This is a genomic window from Duganella sp. CY15W, assembly GCF_009857555.1.
Lineage (GTDB): Bacteria > Pseudomonadota > Gammaproteobacteria > Burkholderiales > Burkholderiaceae_D > Rugamonas > Rugamonas sacchari.
In genome coordinates, this window is sequence record NZ_WWCQ01000006.1 from 215,081 (window position 1) to 235,584 (window position 20,504).

General features: G+C 62.1%; 23 protein-coding genes. 12 read left to right on the forward strand and 11 right to left on the reverse strand.

Annotated elements, in window-relative coordinates; genetic code table 11:
- Positions 1-105: 105 nt before the first annotated feature.
- Complete coding sequence (locus tag GTP58_RS25745) at positions 106-888, reverse strand: inositol monophosphatase family protein (protein WP_161080085.1); 783 nt, start codon at positions 886-888, stop codon at positions 106-108.
- Positions 889-1,049: 161 nt separating this feature from the next.
- Here GTP58_RS25745 and GTP58_RS25750 point away from each other — a divergent pair, with 161 nt between their 5' ends.
- The 12 genes from GTP58_RS25750 (at position 1,050) to GTP58_RS25805 (ending at position 13,966) form a co-directional block, all read left to right on the forward strand.
- Positions 1,050-1,853, forward strand: a complete 804-nt coding sequence (locus GTP58_RS25750) for an RNA methyltransferase (RefSeq protein WP_161079890.1) — start codon at positions 1,050-1,052, stop codon at positions 1,851-1,853.
- On the forward strand, positions 1,850-2,281 hold the full coding sequence (locus tag GTP58_RS25755; protein WP_161079891.1) for a thioesterase family protein: 432 nt from the start codon (positions 1,850-1,852) through the stop codon (positions 2,279-2,281). Before GTP58_RS25750 ends, GTP58_RS25755 begins: the two co-directional genes overlap by 4 nt.
- Positions 2,282-2,365: 84 nt before the next feature.
- Positions 2,366-2,893, forward strand: coding sequence for a hypothetical protein (locus GTP58_RS25760; protein WP_161079892.1), 528 nt, complete (start codon positions 2,366-2,368; stop codon positions 2,891-2,893).
- Complete coding sequence (locus GTP58_RS25765) at positions 2,890-4,512, forward strand: GMC family oxidoreductase (protein WP_161079893.1); 1,623 nt, start codon at positions 2,890-2,892, stop codon at positions 4,510-4,512. Before GTP58_RS25760 ends, GTP58_RS25765 begins: the two co-directional genes overlap by 4 nt.
- 19 nt (positions 4,513-4,531) lie before the next feature.
- Positions 4,532-5,470 carry a triacylglycerol lipase gene (locus GTP58_RS25770; protein ID WP_161079894.1) on the forward strand — a complete coding sequence of 313 codons (939 nt, stop codon included), beginning with the start codon at positions 4,532-4,534 and terminating at the stop codon, positions 5,468-5,470.
- Between the two features lie 69 nt (positions 5,471-5,539).
- Positions 5,540-7,024, forward strand: coding sequence for a PAS domain S-box protein (locus GTP58_RS25775; protein ID WP_161079895.1), 1,485 nt, complete (start codon positions 5,540-5,542; stop codon positions 7,022-7,024).
- A gap of 16 nt (positions 7,025-7,040) precedes the next feature.
- Complete coding sequence (locus tag GTP58_RS25780; protein WP_373924781.1) at positions 7,041-10,706, forward strand: EAL domain-containing protein; 3,666 nt, start codon at positions 7,041-7,043, stop codon at positions 10,704-10,706.
- A gap of 67 nt (positions 10,707-10,773) precedes the next feature.
- A complete protein-coding gene (locus tag GTP58_RS25785) occupies positions 10,774-11,490 on the forward strand; it encodes a DOPA 4,5-dioxygenase family protein (RefSeq protein ID WP_161079896.1) in 717 nt (238 codons plus the stop codon).
- Positions 11,475-11,855, forward strand: coding sequence for a phasin family protein (locus GTP58_RS25790; RefSeq protein ID WP_161079897.1), 381 nt, complete (start codon positions 11,475-11,477; stop codon positions 11,853-11,855). The genes GTP58_RS25785 and GTP58_RS25790 overlap by 16 nt, the downstream gene beginning before the upstream one ends.
- A 111-nt stretch (positions 11,856-11,966) precedes the next feature.
- Positions 11,967-12,632, forward strand: a complete 666-nt coding sequence (locus GTP58_RS25795; protein WP_008446927.1) for a TetR/AcrR family transcriptional regulator — start codon at positions 11,967-11,969, stop codon at positions 12,630-12,632.
- A gap of 16 nt (positions 12,633-12,648) precedes the next feature.
- A complete protein-coding gene (locus GTP58_RS25800) occupies positions 12,649-13,437 on the forward strand; it encodes a hypothetical protein (RefSeq protein ID WP_161079898.1) in 789 nt (262 codons plus the stop codon).
- Entirely contained in the window at positions 13,430-13,966 is a 537-nt protein-coding gene (locus tag GTP58_RS25805; RefSeq protein ID WP_161079899.1) for a TIGR00730 family Rossman fold protein, read from the forward strand. Before GTP58_RS25800 ends, GTP58_RS25805 begins: the two co-directional genes overlap by 8 nt.
- 3 nt (positions 13,967-13,969) lie before the next feature.
- Here GTP58_RS25805 and GTP58_RS25810 read toward each other — a convergent pair whose 3' ends face one another.
- The 10 genes from GTP58_RS25810 to GTP58_RS25855 all read right to left on the reverse strand — a co-directional run bounded on the left by GTP58_RS25810 (position 13,970) and on the right by GTP58_RS25855 (position 20,357).
- Entirely contained in the window at positions 13,970-14,485 is a 516-nt protein-coding gene (locus tag GTP58_RS25810) for a M48 family metallopeptidase (protein ID WP_072786399.1), read from the reverse strand.
- A gap of 71 nt (positions 14,486-14,556) precedes the next feature.
- Positions 14,557-14,997 carry a hypothetical protein gene (locus GTP58_RS25815; RefSeq protein WP_161079900.1) on the reverse strand — a complete coding sequence of 147 codons (441 nt, stop codon included), beginning with the start codon at positions 14,995-14,997 and terminating at the stop codon, positions 14,557-14,559.
- Between the two features lie 104 nt (positions 14,998-15,101).
- Entirely contained in the window at positions 15,102-15,500 is a 399-nt protein-coding gene (locus GTP58_RS25820; RefSeq protein WP_161079901.1) for a cytochrome-c oxidase, read from the reverse strand.
- 2 nt (positions 15,501-15,502) lie between these two features.
- On the reverse strand, positions 15,503-15,979 hold the full coding sequence (locus GTP58_RS25825) for a hypothetical protein (protein WP_161079902.1): 477 nt from the start codon (positions 15,977-15,979) through the stop codon (positions 15,503-15,505).
- A 54-nt stretch (positions 15,980-16,033) separates the two neighbouring features.
- Positions 16,034-16,639, reverse strand: a complete 606-nt coding sequence (locus GTP58_RS25830) for a TetR/AcrR family transcriptional regulator (RefSeq protein ID WP_161079903.1) — start codon at positions 16,637-16,639, stop codon at positions 16,034-16,036.
- Between the two features lie 51 nt (positions 16,640-16,690).
- Complete coding sequence (cydX, locus tag GTP58_RS25835; protein ID WP_161079904.1) at positions 16,691-16,837, reverse strand: cytochrome bd-I oxidase subunit CydX; 147 nt, start codon at positions 16,835-16,837, stop codon at positions 16,691-16,693.
- Positions 16,838-16,849: 12 nt separating this feature from the next.
- Positions 16,850-17,992 (reverse strand): cytochrome d ubiquinol oxidase subunit II, encoded by a 1,143-nt coding sequence (cydB, locus tag GTP58_RS25840; RefSeq protein ID WP_161079905.1) that lies wholly within the window; start codon positions 17,990-17,992, stop codon positions 16,850-16,852.
- A 9-nt stretch (positions 17,993-18,001) separates the two neighbouring features.
- Entirely contained in the window at positions 18,002-19,549 is a 1,548-nt protein-coding gene (locus GTP58_RS25845; protein ID WP_072786413.1) for a cytochrome ubiquinol oxidase subunit I, read from the reverse strand.
- A complete protein-coding gene (gene cydP / locus GTP58_RS25850) occupies positions 19,546-19,740 on the reverse strand; it encodes a cytochrome oxidase putative small subunit CydP (protein WP_084560208.1) in 195 nt (64 codons plus the stop codon). Before cydP ends, GTP58_RS25845 begins: the two co-directional genes overlap by 4 nt.
- Complete coding sequence (locus tag GTP58_RS25855) at positions 19,740-20,357, reverse strand: GbsR/MarR family transcriptional regulator (protein WP_161079906.1); 618 nt, start codon at positions 20,355-20,357, stop codon at positions 19,740-19,742. The genes cydP and GTP58_RS25855 overlap by 1 nt, the downstream gene beginning before the upstream one ends.
- Positions 20,358-20,504 lie beyond the last annotated feature (147 nt).

Genomic DNA, 20,504 nt, shown 5'->3' on the forward strand with positions numbered 1-20,504 from the left:
ATCGCTGCTTTCAGTATAGCATCTAGTTTCAACTGGGAAATACTTCGCCAGTAAAAAAGGGAGCGATCGCTCCCTTTATTTTGTAACAGCGGGGGCTTGGGCAGCTTATGCGTAGGGCGTCAGCAAACCGATCATTTGTCCGAAGACTTTGGGGCTGGCGGCAATGATGTCGCCTTTGTACAGATAGTCCGATTCGCCGTTGAATTCGGCGATGATGCCGCCGGCTTCGCTGACCATCAGGGCGCCTGCGGCGATGTCCCATGGCTTCAGGCCTTTTTCGTAGAAGCCGTCCAGGCGGCCGCAGGCGACGTAGGCCAGGTCCAGCGCGGCGCTGCCGGCGCGGCGGATGCCCTGGCTGCGCTCGGCCATGACGCCGTACATTTCCAGGTATTCCTTGAGCGCTTGCGGGTTGCCGGTCTGGTAGCCGGTGCCAAGCAGGGCGTTGGCGATGCGGTCCAGCTTGCCGACGCGGATACGTTTTTCGTTGAGGTAGGCGCCGGCGCCCTTGGTGGCGGTGAACAGGTCGTTGTGGACCGGGTCGTAGATGACGCCCTGAGTGATCACGCCACGCTGCGACAGCGCGATCGAGATGCAGTACTGCGGGAAGCCGTGCATGAAGTTGGTGGTGCCATCGATCGGGTCGATGATCCAGGTGTATTCTGCCTCGTCGTGGGCATTCGCGGAAGCGCCGGATTCTTCACCCAGGAACGCGTGGTCCGGGTAGGCTTTCGACAGCACTTCGATGATGGCTTGTTCGGCGGCCTGGTCAACGTCGGTGACGAAGTCCTTGTGGTTCTTTTCGGTCACGATCACGCGATCGAGGTCGAACGAGGCGCGGTTGATGACGGCGGCAGCGCGGCGGGCGGCCTTCACGGCCGTATTGATCATTGGATGCATGGGCTTTTCCGTAAAAAAATGCTAACGCCCACCGGGGGAATTCCAGCCCGGCGGCACGACAGGAGACAAAATGACAAAGAGCGGGGCGGTGACGACAGGGTAGAATTCGGTCTGAATGCCTGTTCCGAAACCGCGCGAATCCTCTATTTTAAATGAACCTGCCCGAAATCAACACGAATCTTTTTAAACATCTGCGATTTATTCTGGTCGAAACCAGCCGCGCAGGCAATATCGGGGCGGTGGCGCGGGCCATGAAAACCATGGGTTACAGCGAGCTGGTGCTGGTCAATCCGCGCTTTGACGATGCCGTGCACGACCCCGAAGCGGTGGCGTTTGCCAGTGGCGCCCAGGATATCCTGGCCAATACGCGCGTGGTCGGCAGCATGGCGGAGGCGCTCGACGGCGTCAACTACGCGGCCGCCGTGTCGGCGCGCCTGCGCGAGTTTTCGCCGCCGGTGCTGTCGCCGCGCCAGTTTGCCGGCCAGCTGGTGGCGCAGCCGGACCTGCGCGCGGCGCTGATTTTTGGCAATGAGCGCTTTGGCCTGCCCAATGAGCTGGTGGAACAGTGTAATGTTTTAATCAATATTCCCGCCAATCCCGCATATTCCTCGCTGAATTTGTCGCAGGCGGCGCAGGTGCTGGCCTACGAGTGCCGCATGGCGGTGCTGGACGGCAGCGGCGTGGTGCATACGCCGCGCCTGCCGGTGGGCGACGCCAGCGAGGTCGGCTTCCAGGGCGAAGCGGCCAGCCTGGCGCAGATCGAGGGCATGTATGCCCATCTGGAGCAGGGCCTGGTCGCGATTGGTTTCCTGGACGCCGACAATCCGCGCAAGCTGATGCCGCGCCTGAAGCGCCTGTTTGCGCGCACGCAGCTGGAAACAGAAGAGGTCAACATCCTGCGCGGCATCGCCCGCAGGATGGCTGGGGCTGGGGCTGGCCGCAAGGAGGAACCATGAACTGGGACCATCCGCAGCCGTTCATTCTGACGCTGGCGCCGGCCGCCGGCGATATCGATGGGCTCGACCATACCAACAATGCGGTCTACGTGCAGTGGTGCGAGAAGGCCGGCTGGGCGCACTCGGAAGCGTTGGGCCTGGATCTGGCGGACTACCGCCGGCTGGACCGCGCCATGGCGATCCGCCGCGCCGAATATGATTACATCCTGCCGACCACGGCCGGTGAAGCGCTGCTGCTGGGCACCTGGCTGTACGCCACCGATGGCAAGCTCAACATGGAGCGCCGTTTCCAGCTGTTGCGCGCCAGCGATGGCGTGACGGTGATGCGCGGCCGCTGGGAGCTGATCTGCATAGACATCAGCAGTGGCCGCGCGCGCCGCATGCCGCCGGAATTCTGCGCACACTATTTGCCGGCGGTGGTGGCCTGACTAGACGCCACCCTCTATTTTTGCCTGGAGGCAGTGTTGCGCTTTCGCTTACACTAGCCCAAACCATAAAAATGGACGGAGACAATGCAGACATCCCGCAGATCTTTTCTGAAGATCGGCGTGGCCGGCGCGTTTACACTCGCTGCCGGCGGCGCCCTCTATCGCCTGGCCCATCCGCCGGGTAGCCCCAACCGCTTCGCGCTCGAAGGTCCGGCGCAAACCGTGCTCAACGCCGTGATTCCCGTCATGCTGGGGCCAGTGCTGCCGGCTGAACCAGCCGCGCGCGCGGCGGCGCTGACCGCGGCCAGCCAGCGCGTGCGTGACGCCGTGCTGGGCTTGCCGCTGGCGACGCAAAAGGAAGTGCAGGATCTGTTCGGCCTGCTGGCGCTGGGGCCGGCGCGTCGTCTGCTGGCTGGCGTGGCGGGCGGCTGGGAGCAGGCCGATGCGCGCCAGGTCACGGCTTTCCTGCAGAGCTGGCGCACGCACAGTCTGCAGACGCTGCAGGTGGCGTACCACGCGCTGCATGACCTGATTATCGGCGCCTGGTATGCCGATCCGTCCACCTGGGACAGCATCGGCTATCCGGGACCGCTCAAGGAGTTGCTGGCATGAGTGTGATACCGGATCCGATTCAGGCCGGCCTGGCGGCGGGCTGGAAAGTTACCGACGGCGCCCAGTTGCAGGCCGACCAGACGCTGGAGGCGGACGTGGTCATCGTCGGCAGCGGCGCGGGCGGCGGCGTGACGGCGGAAATCCTGGCGCTGTCGGGCCTCAAGGTGCTGATCGTGGAGGAGGGCGCGCTCAAGTCGTCCAAAGACTTCAAAATGCGCGAGGCCGAGGCCTATCCGGCGCTGTACCAGGAGTCCGCCGCGCGCAAGACCAAGGACAAAGGCATCAACATCCTGCAGGGCCGCACCGTGGGCGGCACCACCACGGTCAACTGGACCAGCAGTTTCCGCACGCCGGACATCACGCTGCGCTATTGGAATAAACAGTTTGGCTTGAAAGACTACACGCCGGAAGCGCTGGCGCCGTGGTTTGGCATGATGGAGCAGCGTCTCAACATCGTTGACTGGCAGGCGCCCCCCAACGAAAACAATGATTTGCTGCGGCGCGGCGCCAGCAAGCTCAACATCCCGACCGGCCTGATACGCCGCAACGTCAATGGCTGCTGGAACCTCGGTTACTGTGGCATGGGCTGTCCGACCAACGCCAAGCAGTCGATGCTGGTGACGACGATACCGTCAGCCTTGCAGCATGGCGCCAGCCTGCTCACGCGCGTGCGCGCTGACAAACTCGTGATCAAGGGCGACCACGTCACGGCGCTGGAATGCGTGGCCCTGACTGCCGATGGCCTGTCAGTCAATGGCCGCCGGGTGACCTTGCGGGCCAAGCATTTTGTGCTGTCCGGCGGCGCCATCAACACGCCGGCCTTGCTGCTGCGCTCGATGGCGCCGGATCCGCACGGCCTGCTGGGCAAGCGCACCTTCCTGCACCCGACGATTATCTCGGCCGGCATTTTCGCGCAGCGCGTGGATGGCTATGCGGGCGCGCCGCAGACCGTGTATTCGGACCACTTCCTGCACACCGAACCCATCGACGGTCCGATCGGCTACAAGCTGGAGGCGCCGCCGCTGCATCCGCTGCTGCTGTCGAGCACCATGTCCGGCTTTGGCGCCGAACATGCGGCCGTGATGCAGCAGTTCCCGCATGTGCACGCCTTGCTGGCGCTGCTGCGCGACGGCTTCCATCCGGATGCGCCTGGCGGCAGCGTGGGGCTGCAGGGCGATGGCGCACCGCTGCTGGACTACCCGATCAGCGACTTCCTGTGGGACGGTGCGCGGCGCGCCATGCTGACCATGGCCGAGATCCAGTTTGCCGCGGGCGCCAAAACGGTCACGCCCACGCATGAGCAGGCGCTGGCCTACAGCAGTTGGGCGCAGGCCCAGGCCGGCATCAAGGTATTGCCCATGAAGCTGCTGCAAACGCGCGTGGTGTCGGCGCACGTGATGGGCGGTTGCGGCATGTCGGACGATGAACGGCTGGGCGTCACCAGCGCGCATGGCCGCTACCACGGCCTGGCCAATGTGTCGGTGCATGACGGTTCGCTGTTCCCGACCTCGATCGGCGCCAATCCGCAGCTGTCGATTTTCGGCATCACGGCGCGGCTGGCCAGCGGCCTGGCGCAGGAGCTGACCGGGCAACCGGCAGCGCGCCCGGTGCGCAGCTGAAACACGGTATCATGCAGTCATGATTAAACGACTGCTGATACTGCTGCTGGTGCTGCAAGCCGTCTTCATGGGCTTGCTGGCGACCGGACTCTATTCCTGGTGGCGGCCCGCCTGGCGGGCCGAGTTGAGCACGTCCGCAACGGCCGCGTTCTACCTCGCCTGCGGCGTGCTGGCGGTGCTGCTGGTGCGCCTGGCGATTTCGGCCAACAATTTTTATCTGAGCTGGCGCGCGGGCAGCGTCACGCCGCCCGACCACACGCTGAACCTGTTCAGTGCGGCCAGCCTGTTCTGGCACGAATTCAGTTCGTCGATGCTGACGTCTTCGTACTACATGCTGCGGCCCATCGGCCTGCAGCTGCAGCCGGATGCACGCGGCTTGCCGGTGCTGCTGATCCACGGCTATGCCTGCAACAGCGGCTACTGGCTACCGATGAGCAAGCTGCTGGCGCAGGCGCGCATCAGCCACTACGGCATCGACCTCGAGCCGCCGGGCGCCTCCATCGATGACTACGCGCCGCAGGTGCAGGCTGCCGTTGCGCGGCTCTGCGCCGAGACTGGCAGCGCGCAAGTCATCATCCTCGGCCACAGCATGGGTGGGCTGGTGGCGCGGGCCTATCTGCGGCGCTACGGCGATGCGCAGATTGCGCGCGTGATCACGCTGGGCACGCCGCATCACGGCACGGCGCTGGCCCATTTCGGACCGGGCAGCAATGCCGAACAGATGCGCCGCGACAGCGCCTGGCTGGATGCACTGGCTGCATCTGAGGCAAATACGCAACGCATGTTGATTAGTTCCATCTACTCTGTCCATGACAACATCATCGCGCCGCAAGACTCCAGCGACCTGCCCGGCGCGCGCAATCTGGTGTTCGGCGCCATAGGCCACGTTGCGCTGGGACGCCACCCCGACATCATGCAGTGTGCCCTGACTGAAATACAAAGCGCGGCACACGCGTGATTTTGTGTGATGATCTTCGTGCCGCCTTGCTGTATGGTGAGTCTATAGGCGCAGCAAAAAGGCGAGGCGATGGCGATAGACTTCGGCACCCTGATCCTGAACGAAACTCCTGACGCGGTCGTGCTGACCAGGCCCGATGGCGTGGTGGTCTGCTGGACCAATGGCGCACGCGCCGTGTTCGGGTATAGCGAAGAAGAAGCGGTGGGCCAGCGCCTGGACGAGCTCATCGTGCCGCCGGCGCTGCGCCACGACGGCGCCGACGTGATGCGCCAGACCATCGACTACGGTGTCGCAAGCTATGAATCCATGCGCCGCGCCAAGGATGGTTCGCTGGTCTACATCGACAGTTCCTGCAAGCTGCTGCGCGGCCACGAGGGCCAGCCCGAATACATCTTATGGAGCAAAAAAGACGTCACCAGCCTCAAGGTGCTGCGCGACGCCAAGCTGGTGGAGGCGCGCTACAACGGCATCCTCGACTCGCTGCCCGATGCAATCATCATGGCCAACGCGGCCGGCCGCGTGGTGCTGGCCAATCGTCAGGCCGAGCAGCTGTTCGCGTATCCGCATGGCGCCTTGCGCGGCATGGTGCTGGAACGGCTGATGCCCGAGCGCTTCCGCCAGGCGCACATCGACTACCGCAGCATCTACACGGCACAGCCCGAGGTGCGTACCATGGGCCGCGGGCGCGAGCTGTACGGCCTGCGCAGCGATGGCCTGGAATTCCCCGTCGAGATCAGCCTGAGCCCGGTTGAAACGGAAGAGGGCATGCTGGTGATGGGCGCGATCCGCGACATCAGCGAACGCAAGCGCTTTGAACTGACGCTGCAGGAAAAGAATGTCGAACTTGCAAAAGCCGTGGCGGCCAAGGACAGCTTCCTGGCCGGCATGTCGCACGAATTACGCACGCCGTTGAACGCGATCATCGGTTTTACAGGTACTATGCTCATGAAGTTGCCTGGACCCATCAACGATGAGCAAAGCAAACAGCTGCGCATGGTGCAAAGCAGTGCCCGTCACCTGCTGTCGCTGATTAACGATCTGCTGGATTTAACGCGCATCGAATCGGGCAAAGTCGAATTGGAAGTGGAACCCTTGCCGTGCCGGCAGTTGATCGATGAAGTGCTGACCTCGTTCAAACCACAGGCACGCAGCAAGGGGCTGGCGTTGGAATTCGAGTCCTCGCCGGAAGACCTGACGGTGTCCAGTGACCGCCGCGCCGTGCAACAGATACTGATGAACCTGGTACATAACGCGATCAAGTTCACCAATAACGGCACGGTGCTGGTGCGGCTGGCGAAATCGGTGGTGGGCGCACGGCGCTGCGCCACCATCAGCGTCAGCGATACCGGCATCGGCATCGGTACGGAGCAGCGCGATACGCTGTTCCAGGCGTTCTCGCAACTGGATGCGAGCGCACTGCGCCAGTTCGAAGGCACGGGCCTGGGCTTGCATCTGAGCCGCAAGCTGGCCTCCTTGCTGCACGGTGAGATTTTGTTTGATAGCGAGTACGGCGTGGGCAGCGTGTTCACGCTGGCTTTGCCATTGGAAGAATAAGGAAGGGGGATAGCACGTGTCAGCACGTATCCTGATCATAGAAGACAACGCCACCAATATGGAGTTGATGGTGTATTTGCTGCGCGCCTTTGGCTACCAGCCGCTGTCGGCCAGTGATGGCGAGGCGGGCGTGGCAGCCGCGCAGCGCGAGCTGCCGGACCTGATCATCTGCGATGTGCACCTGCCCAAGCTGGACGGCTACGGCGTGGTGACGGCGCTCAAGGCCGATCCCGCCGTGCGCCACATTCCGGCGCTGGCGGTGACGGCGCTGGCGATGGTGGGCGACCGTGAAAAGCTGCTGGAGGCGGGCTTTGATGGCTACATCGGCAAGCCGATCGAACCGGACACCTTTGTCGCCCAGATCGAGTCTTTTTTACAAGGGGCGGTGTCGACCCCGGCTAAAAACGATACCGCCACGATCCTGATCGTGGACGATCACGTGCTCAACCGTGAATTCCTGATGACGCTGCTGAGTTACGGCGGCCATCGCCTGCTGGAGGCCGCGAACGGCGCCGAAGGCTTGAAAATGGTGCTGGCCGAAAAGCCGGACCTGGTGATTTCGGACATCCTGATGCCGAATATGGATGGCTACGAATTCGTCACGCGCCTGCATGAAAATGCCGACACGGCCGATGTGCCCGTCATCTTCTACACCGCCACCTACCGCGAGCGCGAAGCCATGGCGGTGGCGCAGTCCTGCGGCGTGCGCTGGGTGCTGCCCAAGCCGTCCGATCCGGAAGTGATACTGCAAACCGTGCAGGAAGCGCTGGGGCTGGCCGAGACCTTGCCCACGGCCGATTCGCTGCCGGCGTTTGCGCCGGAGCCGCCGCAAGAGGGCCGCTTCCATGATATCGACCACCAGGTGGCCGAGTATCTGGACGAGCTGGAATCCAGCAGCCAGCTCATCACGCGGATTGCCAGCGATACCGAGGAGGCCTCGCCGGAAAACCTGTCGCACATGACGCAGCGCCTGTCGCAGTCGCTGTCCAGCCTGCAAGCGGTGAGCCTGCGGCTGACCGCGCTGATCGAACTGGGCATCGAGCTTGGCGCCGAGCGCGATCCGGGTGCGCTGGTGGAAATCGGCTGCCGCGTGGCGCAGAACATCTGCGTGTCCAAGTATGCGTGCATCGGCGTGCTGGAGCCCGGCGCGACCGAACTCAGCTACTTTGCCAGCTGCGGCGCCGGCATGCCGGTGCGGCAGATCGCCCAGACCCCGCGCGCCGGTGTGCTGCGCGGCCTGCTGGACCAGCGCCTGCCGTGCCGCATTAACGACCTCAACGGCGACCCCGCCACCATCGGCCTGCCGCCCACCCATCCACCCGTGCACTCCTTCCTGGGCGTGCCGATCACCTCGCGCGAGCGTACCCACGGCTGGCTGTACCTGGTTGACAAGCTGGGCGCCGACGGCTTTTCGGAAGTGGACGAGCGCGTGGCCGGCACCGTCGCGGCGCAGGTGGCGGTGGCGTTTGAAAACCTGCTGCTGTACGAGGAAATCAAGCGCCACCACGCGCAGCTGACGCTGGACATGAACGCGCGCATCCGCCTTGATGAAGACCTGCGCCGTTTCCGCCTGGCGATGGATGCGACGGCCGATGCGATTTTCCTGGTGGACCGCGCCGGCATGTGCTTTGTCGACGTCAACGCCACCGCCTGCCGCATGCTGGGCTTTGAGCGCGAGGACTTCCTCCAGGTCGGGCCGAACCGCTCGCTCGAGGGCGACCTGCACAAGCTGGAAGAACTGTACGACAAGCTGCTGGCGGGCGACCAGAGCGGCGGCGCCATGACCGAGCTGCAGCTGCACTGCAAAGACGGTTCCACGCTGGCCGTGGAGGTGCAGCGCCGTACCCTGCGTTCCGGCGCCAGCTGGATTCTGGTAGCGGTAGCGCGCGACATCACCGAGCGCAAGGAGGCCGAGCAGCGCCTGCTCAAGCTGGCCCACTTCGACACGCTGACCGGTCTGCCGAACCGCAGCCAGTTCTACGATTCGCTGGTGCACTCGCTGCGCCAGGCGGAAGAGCACAAATGGTCGCTGGCGGTGCTGTTCCTGGATGTGGACCGCTTCAAGAACGTCAACGACACGCTGGGCCACACCATCGGCGACGAGCTGCTGCGCCAGTTCTCCAGCCGGCTGGTGGACTGCCTGCGCGTGCGTGACACCATCGGCCGCTTTGGCGGCGACGAGTTTGCCGCCATCCTGATGCTGCCGGAAGGCGCGCAAAATGCGATTGCGGTGGTTGACAAGATCCGCGAAGCGCTGCGTCGTCCGTTTGACTTGAAAGGCCATGAAGCCACCGCCACCGCCAGTATCGGCATTGCGGTCTACCCGGACGATGGCGCCGATCCTGACACGCTGATCCAGTACGCCGACACCGCCATGTACCGCGCCAAGGAAGCCGGGCGCGACGCATTCCGCTTCTTCACCGCCGAAATGAACGCGCAGTCGCTGGCGCGGCTGGACCTGGAAAACGCGCTGCGCCGCGCGATTGAGAATGAGGAATTCGTGCTGCACTTCCAGCCCAAGGTGCACATCGACAGCGGCCGCATCAGCGGCGCCGAGGTGCTGATCCGCTGGCAGCGGCCCGGCCACGGCATGGTGTCGCCGGCGCTGTTCATTCCGATTCTGGAAGAGACTGGCCTGATCGTCCGGGTCGGCACCTGGGTGATCCATGAAGCCTGCCGCAAGATCGCGCACTGGCACAAGACCAATGTGGGCTCGGTGCACTTGTCGGTCAACGTGTCCGGCATCCAGTTCTTTGTGGGCGGCCTGGAAGAGGAAGTGCTCAAGGCCATCCGCGAACACGATATCGCGCCCGAGCTGCTGGAGCTCGAGCTCACGGAAAGCTCGCTGATGTCCAACGCTGAAGAAACCATCAATGTGCTGAGCAACCTGAAAGCGCTGGGCATCCAGATTTCCATTGATGACTTTGGTACGGGCTATTCTTCGCTGGCCTACCTCAAGCGCTTCCCGATCGACAAGCTGAAAATCGACATCGCCTTCGTGCGCGAGGTGACCAGCAATCCCGACGACGCCGCGATTGTGCTGGCCATCATCAACATGGCGCACAGCCTGAAGCTGAACGTGATTGCCGAAGGGGTGGAGCGCGACGCCCAGCTGTCCTACCTGCGGCGCCATGGCTGCGACGAGATGCAGGGCTATTATTTCAGCCGTCCGCTGCCGGAAGACGAGTTTGAAGCCATGCTGCGCGAAGGGCGCCGCATGCAGGCGCCGATGGACGAGGAAATGGCCGAGCAGCAGACCCTGCTGATCGTGGATGACGATGCCTTCATGCTTGATGTGCTGACCGATTTTCTGTCGCAGGACGGCTACCGCATCCTGACCGCGCAGACGGCCGCCGAGGGCTTCGACATCCTGGCGCGGCACCGGGTGCAGGTGATCCTGTGCGACCAATGCATGCCGCTCATGAGCGGCACCGAGTTCATGGAGCGGGTTAAGAACCTGTGCCCGGACACCTTCCGCATCATGCTGTCGGCCTATGCCGACCTGACGCCGATCATGGCCGCGATCAACCACGGCGCCATCGACCGCTTCTACACCAAGCCGTGGAAGGGCGCGGTGCTGCGCGAAAATATCCGCGAAGGTTTCCGCCTGCAGGCGCTGGCGCGCGGCATGCAACCGCAGCAGCCGCAGTCCAGCGATGAGGTTGTGAAGCAATCCGCATAAGAATCTGCGAAAGTATTCGTTCACGCCGCCTGGCGTTGCCGTTACGCTCACGCCAAAGGAGAATGGCATGAGCAACGAAGATCAGGAATGGGCCGATTTGCTGTCGCCGCGGCGGCGCGGCCTGCTGCGCAGCGGTGGCGGACTGGTGGCGGCGTTTGCCGCCTCGGGTGTGGCGGCGGCCACCACGGCGGGCAAGAGTCCGTGGGGCTACGAGACGTACAAGGAAGCGACCATTCAGCCGCACAGCGTGCGTCCCGGCGAGCAGACTTTGCCGAGCAAGCCGCGCGCGTACACCGATATCAAGAGCTACCACGCGCACATCTATTTTGACGAGGACAGCTTCCACAAGGCGGCGCTGCTGCACAAGTGGGCCGCCGAGCGTTTTGAGGTCGAGCTGGGCAACTGGAACCTGGAGCCGCGCGGGCCGCATGTGACGCCGTCGTTCTACTTTGGTTTCAGCAATGCGCAACTGCAGGTGATCGTGCCATGGTTGCAACTGAACAGCCTGGGCCTGACCATTTTGACCCATCCCAACACCGATGACCCGCGCGCCGACCATCTGTATTACACGCTGTGGGTCAACCGCTCGCAGCCGGTAAATGCCTACGGCATGAAGAAACCGGGGCCAGACGAGCCGCCCGTGGAGCAGATTTATCCGAACACCCGGCCCTCGGTCAGACTGGAAACTTGGCGTTATTGCATTAGTAACCATTCTCTAGATTTGCTGACTAGAATAAAATACCGTCAAACAGCAATCACAGGATGGAAATGGCTAAGAAGTTGAAGAAGCACGACGATCAGCAGCTGGACGCAGTCCGCATGTCGTCGCAAGAGATCTGGCAAGCCGGCCTGGCTGCCTTTGCCAAGGCGCAGGAAGACGAGGGCAAGTTCTTCTCGATGCAGCTGTTTGAGGAACGTGTGCTGCGCGCGTTGAGCTCGATCGGGGTGCCGAACCGCCAGGAGATCGATGCGCTGAACCAGCGTATCGATGAACTGACCCGGCAGGTCGCGGCGCTGTCGGGCAAGCCGGCGCCAGCCGCTACCAAAAAGGCAACGCCGGCCGAGGTCAAACCGGCCAAGCCCGCGCTCAAGAAGCCGGCCGCCAAGAAAACTGCGGCGAAAAAGCCGGCAGCCAAGAAGGCCAAATAGGCTAAAAGGCGGCATCTGGGTGCTATATGCGCCTAAAAGCGTGCACGGGTGTTCCTCTGTGGTGTGCATCGGTGTTATGCTTGCACGAGAATAAACAGAGGTCCCCTTGCTATGCTACAAAAAGCACCCCGTCGTACCCGCGAACGCATTCTTGAGCTGTCGCTGCGCTTGTTTAATGAATTCGGCGAACCCAATATCACCACCACCGTGATCGCCGAAGAGATGAATATCTCGCCGGGGAATCTGTACTACCATTTCCGTAACAAGGACGACATCGTCAACTCGATCTTCGTCCAGTTTGAAGCCGAGATCGAGCGCATCCTGACCGTGCCCAACGGCCGCCGCTCCAACATCGAAGACGTGTGGCTGTACCTGCACCTGATGTTTGAACTGATCTGGCGCTACCGTTTCTTCTACCGCGACCTCAATGATCTGCTGTCGCGCAACCGCAAGCTGGAGCTGCACTTCAAGCAGATCCTGGCGCACAAGATCAAGGTCGCCAAGCAGCTGTGCGAGGACCTGCGCAGCGAGAAGTCGCTGGAAGCTTCCGATACCGCCATCGACGCCATGGCCACCAATATGGTGGTGGTGGCGACGTACTGGCTGTCGTACGAATATGTGCGCAATCCGCGCAAGTACAGCGAGCAGCAGTCGATGGCCGATGCGCTGGCGCGCGGCTGCTACCAGGTGCTGTCGCAGATCGGACCGTATCTGCGCAACGAAACCAGCCTGCTGTTCCAGAAACTGTCCGAAGAATATCTCAAGAAATTGAAGTAACCCAGACGGAGGCTTCATGGCGTGGACCCCTTTCCCGTATCCCGATCCAGCTTTCCGCTACACGCCGGAAAGCCTGCAGCAGGCATGGCCGCTGCTGCATGGCGGGGATCGCGAAACCTTCCCCACACAGCCGGCGCTGGTGCAGGCGTGGATCGCCTTCCATGCCGGCGAGTTCGAACGCGCCGCGCGGCTTGGCCTGGATGTGGGCGTGAACGGTTATGCGGTGGCGCACAAGGCCATCTGCATGTACACCAATTATCTGGAGCCCAACGACAAGAAGCGGCTGGCCACGTTTGAATGCGTGGCCGAGCGCTGTGAACGGCAGCAGCTGGAGCAGCCCGGCAATCCGGCCGGCTACTACTGGCATGCGTATGCGCTGGGCCAGTATTCGCAGGGCATCTCGGTGGTGAAGGCGCTGGCGCAGGGCCTCGGCGCCAAGGTCAAGCGCAGCCTCGACATGGTCATCAAGCTGGCGCCGCAGCGCGCCGATGCCCATATCGCCATGGGCGTGTACCATGCTGAAATTCTCGACAAGGTCGGCGCCGTGCTGGCCGGCCTGACTTATGGCGTCAAGAAGGAAGAAGCCTATCGCCAGTTTGAACAGGCGCTCAAGCTGAATCCCGATTCGGCCATCGTCCGCATCCAGTACGCGCGTGCCTTGCTGATGCTGGACGGTAAAAAGAAAGTGGCGCAAGCCATGGATTTATACCAGCAGGCCGCCTGCTGTAACGTACGCGACGCCACCGAGCGGCTGGACCAGGAAGCGGCGCAAAAAGAACTGGAAGAGGAAAAACTGAGTGGCTAAGGCAATTTGTGTGTACTGCGGCGCTAACGCCGGTGTGTCGCCGCGCTATGCGGAAGCCGCGCGGGAACTGGGCCGTGCGCTGGTGGCGCGCAATCTGTCGCTGGTCTACGGCGGCGGGAAGGTGGGCCTGATGGGCATCATCGCCGACGAAGTACTGCGCGCCGGCGGCGAGGTGACCGGCGTGATTCCGACCGCGCTGGTCGAACGCGAAGTGGGCCATACCGGCCTGACGCGCCAGTTCATCGTCAAGGACATGCACGAACGCAAAGCCATGATGGCGCAACTGGCGGACGGCTTCATCGCCATGCCGGGCGGCATGGGCACGCTGGAAGAACTGTTTGAAATGCTGACCTGGTCGCAGCTGGGCATCCACGCCAAGCCGATCGGCCTGCTCAATGTCGATGGTTTCTACGACAGCCTGGCCGGCTTCATCCAGCACGCCAGTGCACAAGGCTTTGTGCGGCCCCAGCACGCAGCGCTGATGATGGTGGAAAGCGACGCCGAAGCGCTGCTGCAACGCATCGTCTGAGGCCTAGTTCGGGCTCCACAATTTGCGGCCTTCGGTGTCCAGTTGCGTGAGGTAGAGCCGCAGGTCGAATTCGTACTGGTGGTAATTGGGCTCCATATAGGTGCACAGCTTGTAGAACGCCTTGTCGTGCTGCTTTTCCTTGATGTGCGCAAGCTCGTGCACGGCAATCATGCGCAGGAATTCCAGCGGCACTTCCTTGAAGACCGTGGCGACCCGGATCTCATGCTTGGCCTTGAGCTTGCCGCCCTGTACTCGCGAGATTGACGTGTGCAGTCCCAGTGCATGGTTGATGACGTGGATCTTGCTGTCGTACTCAACCTTGTTGATGGGATCGGCGTTGCGCAAAAATTCAGATTTCAAATCCTGCACGTACTGGTACAGCGCACGGTCGGTGCGCAGCTCGTGCGGCTTGCTATAGCGCTTGAGCAGGACCTCGCCCAGCTTGTTCTGGGCGATGAGCTGCGACACTTGCTGCTGCGTTTGTTCGGAATAGGCGCTGAGGTACTTCAGGGAAGACATGGTGGACGGCGAGAAGAATGCGAGGCGAGAATGTACCACATCCCGCCCCGGCAAGCGCGTTGCCGCCGCACTTAATCTGTGACGGCCATCTCGCGGAAGGCGCTGCCGTCGGCGTAAATAATGCCGCAGCTCGCCTCGCCGAAGCACACGCTGATTGCCTCGCTGTCAATGTGGCGCGGCGCGCAGTCGCCGCCGTTGTGGCAGACCGGCTGGTAGTTGCCGGGTTTGATCAGTGACAGTTGCGGTGGGTTTGGCGCGATGGCGCGGAAGGTCTTGACGATGCGCGCTGTTGCGCCGCTGGCTGGTTCGGCTGCGACGGCGACGCCGTAGGTGTGTTGCTGCGGGTTTTGCACCAGCATGGCCGTGCCCCGCTGGCCGTGCTCCAGAAAGCTGCCGGACAGCGTAGGCAGCGGCAATGGCTGCCAGCCTTCCGGCAGGGGCGTGGCGTGACAGGGCAAGGCCAGCAGGCCGATGATGGTAAAGCCGAGCAGCTTGAAAGTCAGGTGGCGCATAGTGTCCTCGCTAGGGTAGGGGTCGATGAACTCCAGCCATACTAGGCGTTTTGCATCGACTTGCCTATTCACACACCGTTACGATTTGGTAACGCGCGTGAGGATCACTGACACACACCCTCCAGGCGCCCTTGCCGTGGCACAGCGGCATAGCGCCAAACATTGATCACGAAGCACACCACGGCCAGCGCAATCACGACCGATGAGATACCCAGCAGTGGCGTCACCGCCGGGTGGCCGGTGATGAACAGGGCCAGCGCCACCATCTGCAGCGGCAGTGCCACGGTATAGCCCCAGAATTGCACCCGTGCCACCTTGGTGGCGGCGGCGTGCGGATACACGGTATAAAACACGCCAAACAAGGCCAGGCTGACCCAGCCCAGCAGATTGATGTGAGCATGGACTGGACGCAGCGTAAAGTCTTCGCTGGCGGCCATGACGATGCCCATGATGACCCCCAGCAGCAGATAGAGGGCGGCGATACGGAAATAGGATTTGTTCATGGTTAAGCCTGTTGCTGGGTTGCGGCGAATGCGCGGAAGTTGGCGGGCGTGGCAAAGCTGCGGTATTGCGTCTGCATGTCTTCGGTGAGGATCTCGATCATGGTGGTGTTCTCGACCCAGAATTCGATCACGTCAAAGAAGTTGTCGCCGCGCGTGCAGCGCAGCGTACGCCAGCCTTCGCGGGCGCCGATAGCCAGTACCTGTTCGGTGGTCAAAGGCGTGCCCACGGCCATATGAAAGGCGCTGTAATGGCTGCTGTCCTGCGCATCGCCGGGCATAAAGCTGTCGCTGCCGGCGCCCGGCGTAATCACCCGGTCGCAAGGATAGGTTTCGATAATGGTGCCGCGTTCGTCGCCGGCAACCGCCATCCAGGAATCCGGGAAGGACGGGAAGGGGGCGGCAAAACCGCCCCAGATTTCCGCGAGAACGCGGGCGACATGCGCAGGATGCCTGCTGGGCATTGATGCGTGGAAAATCATAACGACCTCTTGTTGTATCGCAGGAAAACGTCCTGCACGTTGGACGCAGCGTCCTTAATCCTGCGGGGCGCGCAGCGTGCGGCGCGCATGGTCCAGCAAGCCGGCGATGGCGGCGCTGGCGGCTTTGCCGGCCTCGGCGCCATCCATATTCCAATAATCCTTGAAGGTGGCCCAGGTGGTTGCCGAGTACAGCAGTTGAATCGCGGCGCACAGGCGGTCGCGGTCGGGATCGGGCACGTCGCCTACTTCATTGGCGACCAGTTGGCGAAACGCCTGCTGGCGCGCGGCAGCGGTGTGCATACGGGCGCTGCGCCCTTGCGGCGAGGCCAGCATGCCGCGGATCAGCGGCTCGCGCTGGTCGAAGCGAACGAAGTCGGCGCTGAGCCGGCTTTCCAGTTCGTGAAAATTTTGCGGATAGCTGTCACGCTGGATGGCTTGCGGCGCCCAGTCCCAGAAGGCTTCCAGCAGCACTTCTTTGTTTGGGTAATAGCGGTAGACGGTGCTTTCACCGATATCAGCCTCGCGGGCGATTTCGGTAAAGCTGAGTTGGGCCAGGCCATCGTTTTCCAGACGGCGCGCCACGGCAGCCATGATGGCTTCGCGGGTCTTGGTTTTATTGCGGTCCCGAAGCGGGACGGCAGATGTCGTTGAAATATTCATGACAGCGATACTCTCATTTGAGAGTGTCGCTGTCAAGTGGAGGTTATACATTCATTTTTTAATTGCACTTTCAAAACTGGCCTGCGTGGTTTCCTCGTCGCGCTGGCCGAATGCATAGTTTGCTTCCAGCCACATGACGTTGATGATGGCGGCGGCGAGGGCAAAGCCCACGCCCAGTATCCAGGCGAAATACCACATGGTTGATGCTCCTTAGTAAGCGGTGTGTTCGTTGTCGCGGATGTGCTGTTCAGTCACCTTGCCGCTGACCACGCGGTAGACCCAGCCGGTATAGGCGACCACGATGGGCAGCATGATGACCACCACCCAGAACATCACGGCCAGGCTCTTGTGGCTGGCGACGGCGTCCCATGCGGTCAGGCTGCTGCCGGGCGCCAGCGAGGATGGCATCACGAACGGGAACATGGCGGCGCCAGCGGTGAGGATGACCGCCGCGACCGTCAGTCCGCTGGACAGGAAAGCCAATAGCGGCTGGCGGCGTGCGCTGAACAGCATCACCAGCAGGCTGCCGGCGAAGACGGTGGCGGGGAAGGCCAGCGTCAGCGGCCAGCGCTCATAATTGTCCAGCCAGGCGCCGCTGGCGCGCTGCACGGTTTTGGCGATGGGCATGAAGCTGCTGCTGGCGTCCGGCATGGCGACAATGCGGTAGCCATCGATGCCGCTGGCGACCCAGATGCCCGCTGCGGCAAACAGCAGTGCGGTGATGAGGGCGGCGCCAAACGCCACCTTGCGTGCGCGGTGGGCAATCACGTCTTCCGTCTTTTGGTGCAGATAGGTGGCGCCGTGCATGGCCAGCATGCTGACGCTGAGCGCTCCCGCCAGCAGCGCAAACGGATTCAGCAGATCCAGGAAGCTGCCGGTGTATTCCAGCCGCATGCTGTCGTCATAGCGGAAGGGCACGCCTTGCAGCAGGTTGCCGAAGGCGATGCCGAAGATCAGCGGTGGCACAAAGCCGCCGATGAACAGGCACCAGTCCCAGGTGCTGCGCCAGCGCGGATCGGCAATCTTGCTGCGGTAGTCGAAGCCTACCGGCCGGAAGAACAGCGCAAACAGACACAGCATCAAGGCCAGGTAAAAACCGGAGAACGCTGCGGCATACACCAGCGGCCACGCCGCAAACAGGCAGCCGCCCGCCGCGATAAACCAGGTCTGGTTGCCTTCCCACGTGGGGCCGATGGTGTTGATGATGACGCGGCGCTCGGTGTCGTTCTTGCCGAGGAAGGGCAGTGCCATGCCGATGCCAAAGTCGAAGCCGTCCGTGAGCGCAAAGCCGATCAGCAGCACGCCGACAAAGCCCCACCAGATGATTTTGTATGTTTCGTAGTCGAATAACATGATGCTTCCTTATTCCCAATGGTACTTACCGGTGTGCAGACTGCTGGGACCTTGCTTGGCGTACTTGATCATCAAGCCCAGTTCGACGATCAGCAGCAGCGTGTAAAAGCCGAGGAAGCCCGCCAGGCTGAAATACAAGCTGCCCGGGCTGACGCTGGAGGCCGACAGATGCGTCGGCAGCACGCCGGCGATGGTCCACGGCTGACGGCCGTATTCGGCCACCACCCAACCCAGTTCCGCCGCCACCCACGGCAGCGGAATGGCGCACACCGCCAGCCGGAGCAGCCAGCGCTGGCGCGCCAGGCGCTTGCGCACCAGGAACCAGAACGCGGCGCTGAAAATGAACAGGAACAGCATGCCCAGCCCAACCATGATGCGGAACGACCAGAACACGGGCGCGACTTTGGGCACCGTGTCGTTGGCGGCTTTGCGGATCTGTTCTTCGGTGGCATCCACCACGTTGGGGGTGTACTTCTTCAGCAGCAGGCCGTAGCCCAGGTCTTGTTCCACCGCCTTGAACGCCGCGCGCGCCTCCGGCGATTTGTCGCCCGACTTCAGGCGTGTCAAGGCGGCATAGGCGGTCATGCCGTTGCGGATGCGTTCCTCGTTGCTCTGCTTGAGTTCCTTGATGCCGGTGACTTCCTTGTCGGTGGAGCGCGTGGCGATCAGCCCCAGCATGTAGGGAATCTTGACGGCGTAGTCGGTGGTCTGGGTTTCCTCGTTGGGCAGGCCAAACACGGTGATGCCTGCTGGCGCTGGCTGGGTTTCCCATTCCGCTTCGATGGCGGCCAGCTTGGTCTTGTTGACTTCGCCCGTGGTATAGCCCGATTCGTCGCCCAGCACGATCACGGACAGCGTGGACGCCAGGCCAAACGCCGCCGCCACCGCAAACGAGCGCAGCGCAAATTGCACGTCGCGCGCCTTGAGCAGGTAAAAGGAGGAGATGCCTAGCACGAACATGGACGCCGTCACATAGCCGGCCGCCACGGTGTGGACGAACTTCACCTGCGCGACCGGGTTGAAGATCACATCGGTAATGCTGGTGAGCTCCATGCGCATGGTTTCAAAGTTGAATTCCGCGCCGACCGGATGGTTCATCCAGCCATTGGCAATCAGGATCCACAGTGCGGACAGGCTGGAACCCAGCGCGACCAAAAAGGTCACCATCAGGTGCTGCACTTTGGACAGCCGTTGCCAGCCAAAGAAGAACAGGCCGACAAAGGTGGATTCGAGGAAGAAGGCCATCATGCCTTCAATCGCCAGCGGCGTGCCGAAGATGTCGCCGACGTAGTGCGAGTAGTAGGCCCAGTTGGTGCCGAACTGGAATTCCAGCGTGATGCCGGTGGTAACGCCCATGGCAAAGTTAATGCCGAACAGCTTGCCCCAGAAGCGGGTCATGTCTTTGTAAATCTCTTTGCCGGTCATCACGTAGACAGATTCCATGATAACCAGTATCCATGAGAGGCCCAGTGTCAGCGGCACAAACAGGAAGTGGTACAGCGCGGTCGCGGCAAACTGCAGGCGCGACAAATTCACGACTTCGTCGAGCGGACTCATTTTTTACTTTCGGGTGGGGGATGGGGAGCAAGCAGATGCTGTTCGACGGTGGCGGTCGGCATCCGCATGTGTTTGGTTTGCGGCGCGGAAAAGAACGCCTTCCACAAGCCAAACAGGATCAGGGCTTTCACAATCAGCGCCAGGGTGATGGCCAGTGCCAGCGAGGAGCCATGAAGCTGGCGCAATTTCATCATTTGTCCTTGTCGGTCGCGGTGTCCTCAACGTTACGCCCGAACCGGAATGTGTCGCGCACGGTTTCGCCGACGTCGATGAGTTTTTTCACGGTGGAGCCCATCTTCATCAGCGAGGCCAGGGTCTCCGGCGACAGGCGCTGCACATCGTCAAACCAGGAGCTGGACAGCTCGATCAGGTTGTACATTTCGCGCATGCGTTCCTGGGCAATCACGTCGGTTTCGTTGGAGGGCGTTTCCAGCAGCGCATCGCGCAGCATGGACAGGGTCGGTTCCACTTCGCGGCGGCGGCGCTCTTCCAGCAGTGCCTTGAAGATGTCCCAGATGTCCTTGGGTGGCTCGAAGTATTCGCGGCGGTCGTTGGGCTTGTGCAGCAGCTTGACCAGGCGCCACGATTGCAGCTCCTTGAGGCCCATGGACACGTTGGAGCGCGAGAAGGACAGCGACTCGGCAATTTCGTCGGCGTTGAGCGGCTTGGCGCTCACATACAGCAGCGCGTAAATCTGGCCAACCGTGCGGTTGATGCCCCAGCGGCTGCCCATTTCGCCGAAGTGCAGGATGAAGCGCTGGGCCAGCGGTGTGAGCGGGGCGACGTTGACGGGAGTGACGGGACTCATGATTTCCTTAATTTTCTGAATTTTCAAGAATTTCTGAAATTATAGAAGATTTCTCAAAATTATGCCTAGTCACTTTGGAGAATACGAAGATTGCCCCAGCGCTATATAATCGGGTTTATTGCGAGTTCACTATCAGAGGAGTGCTAC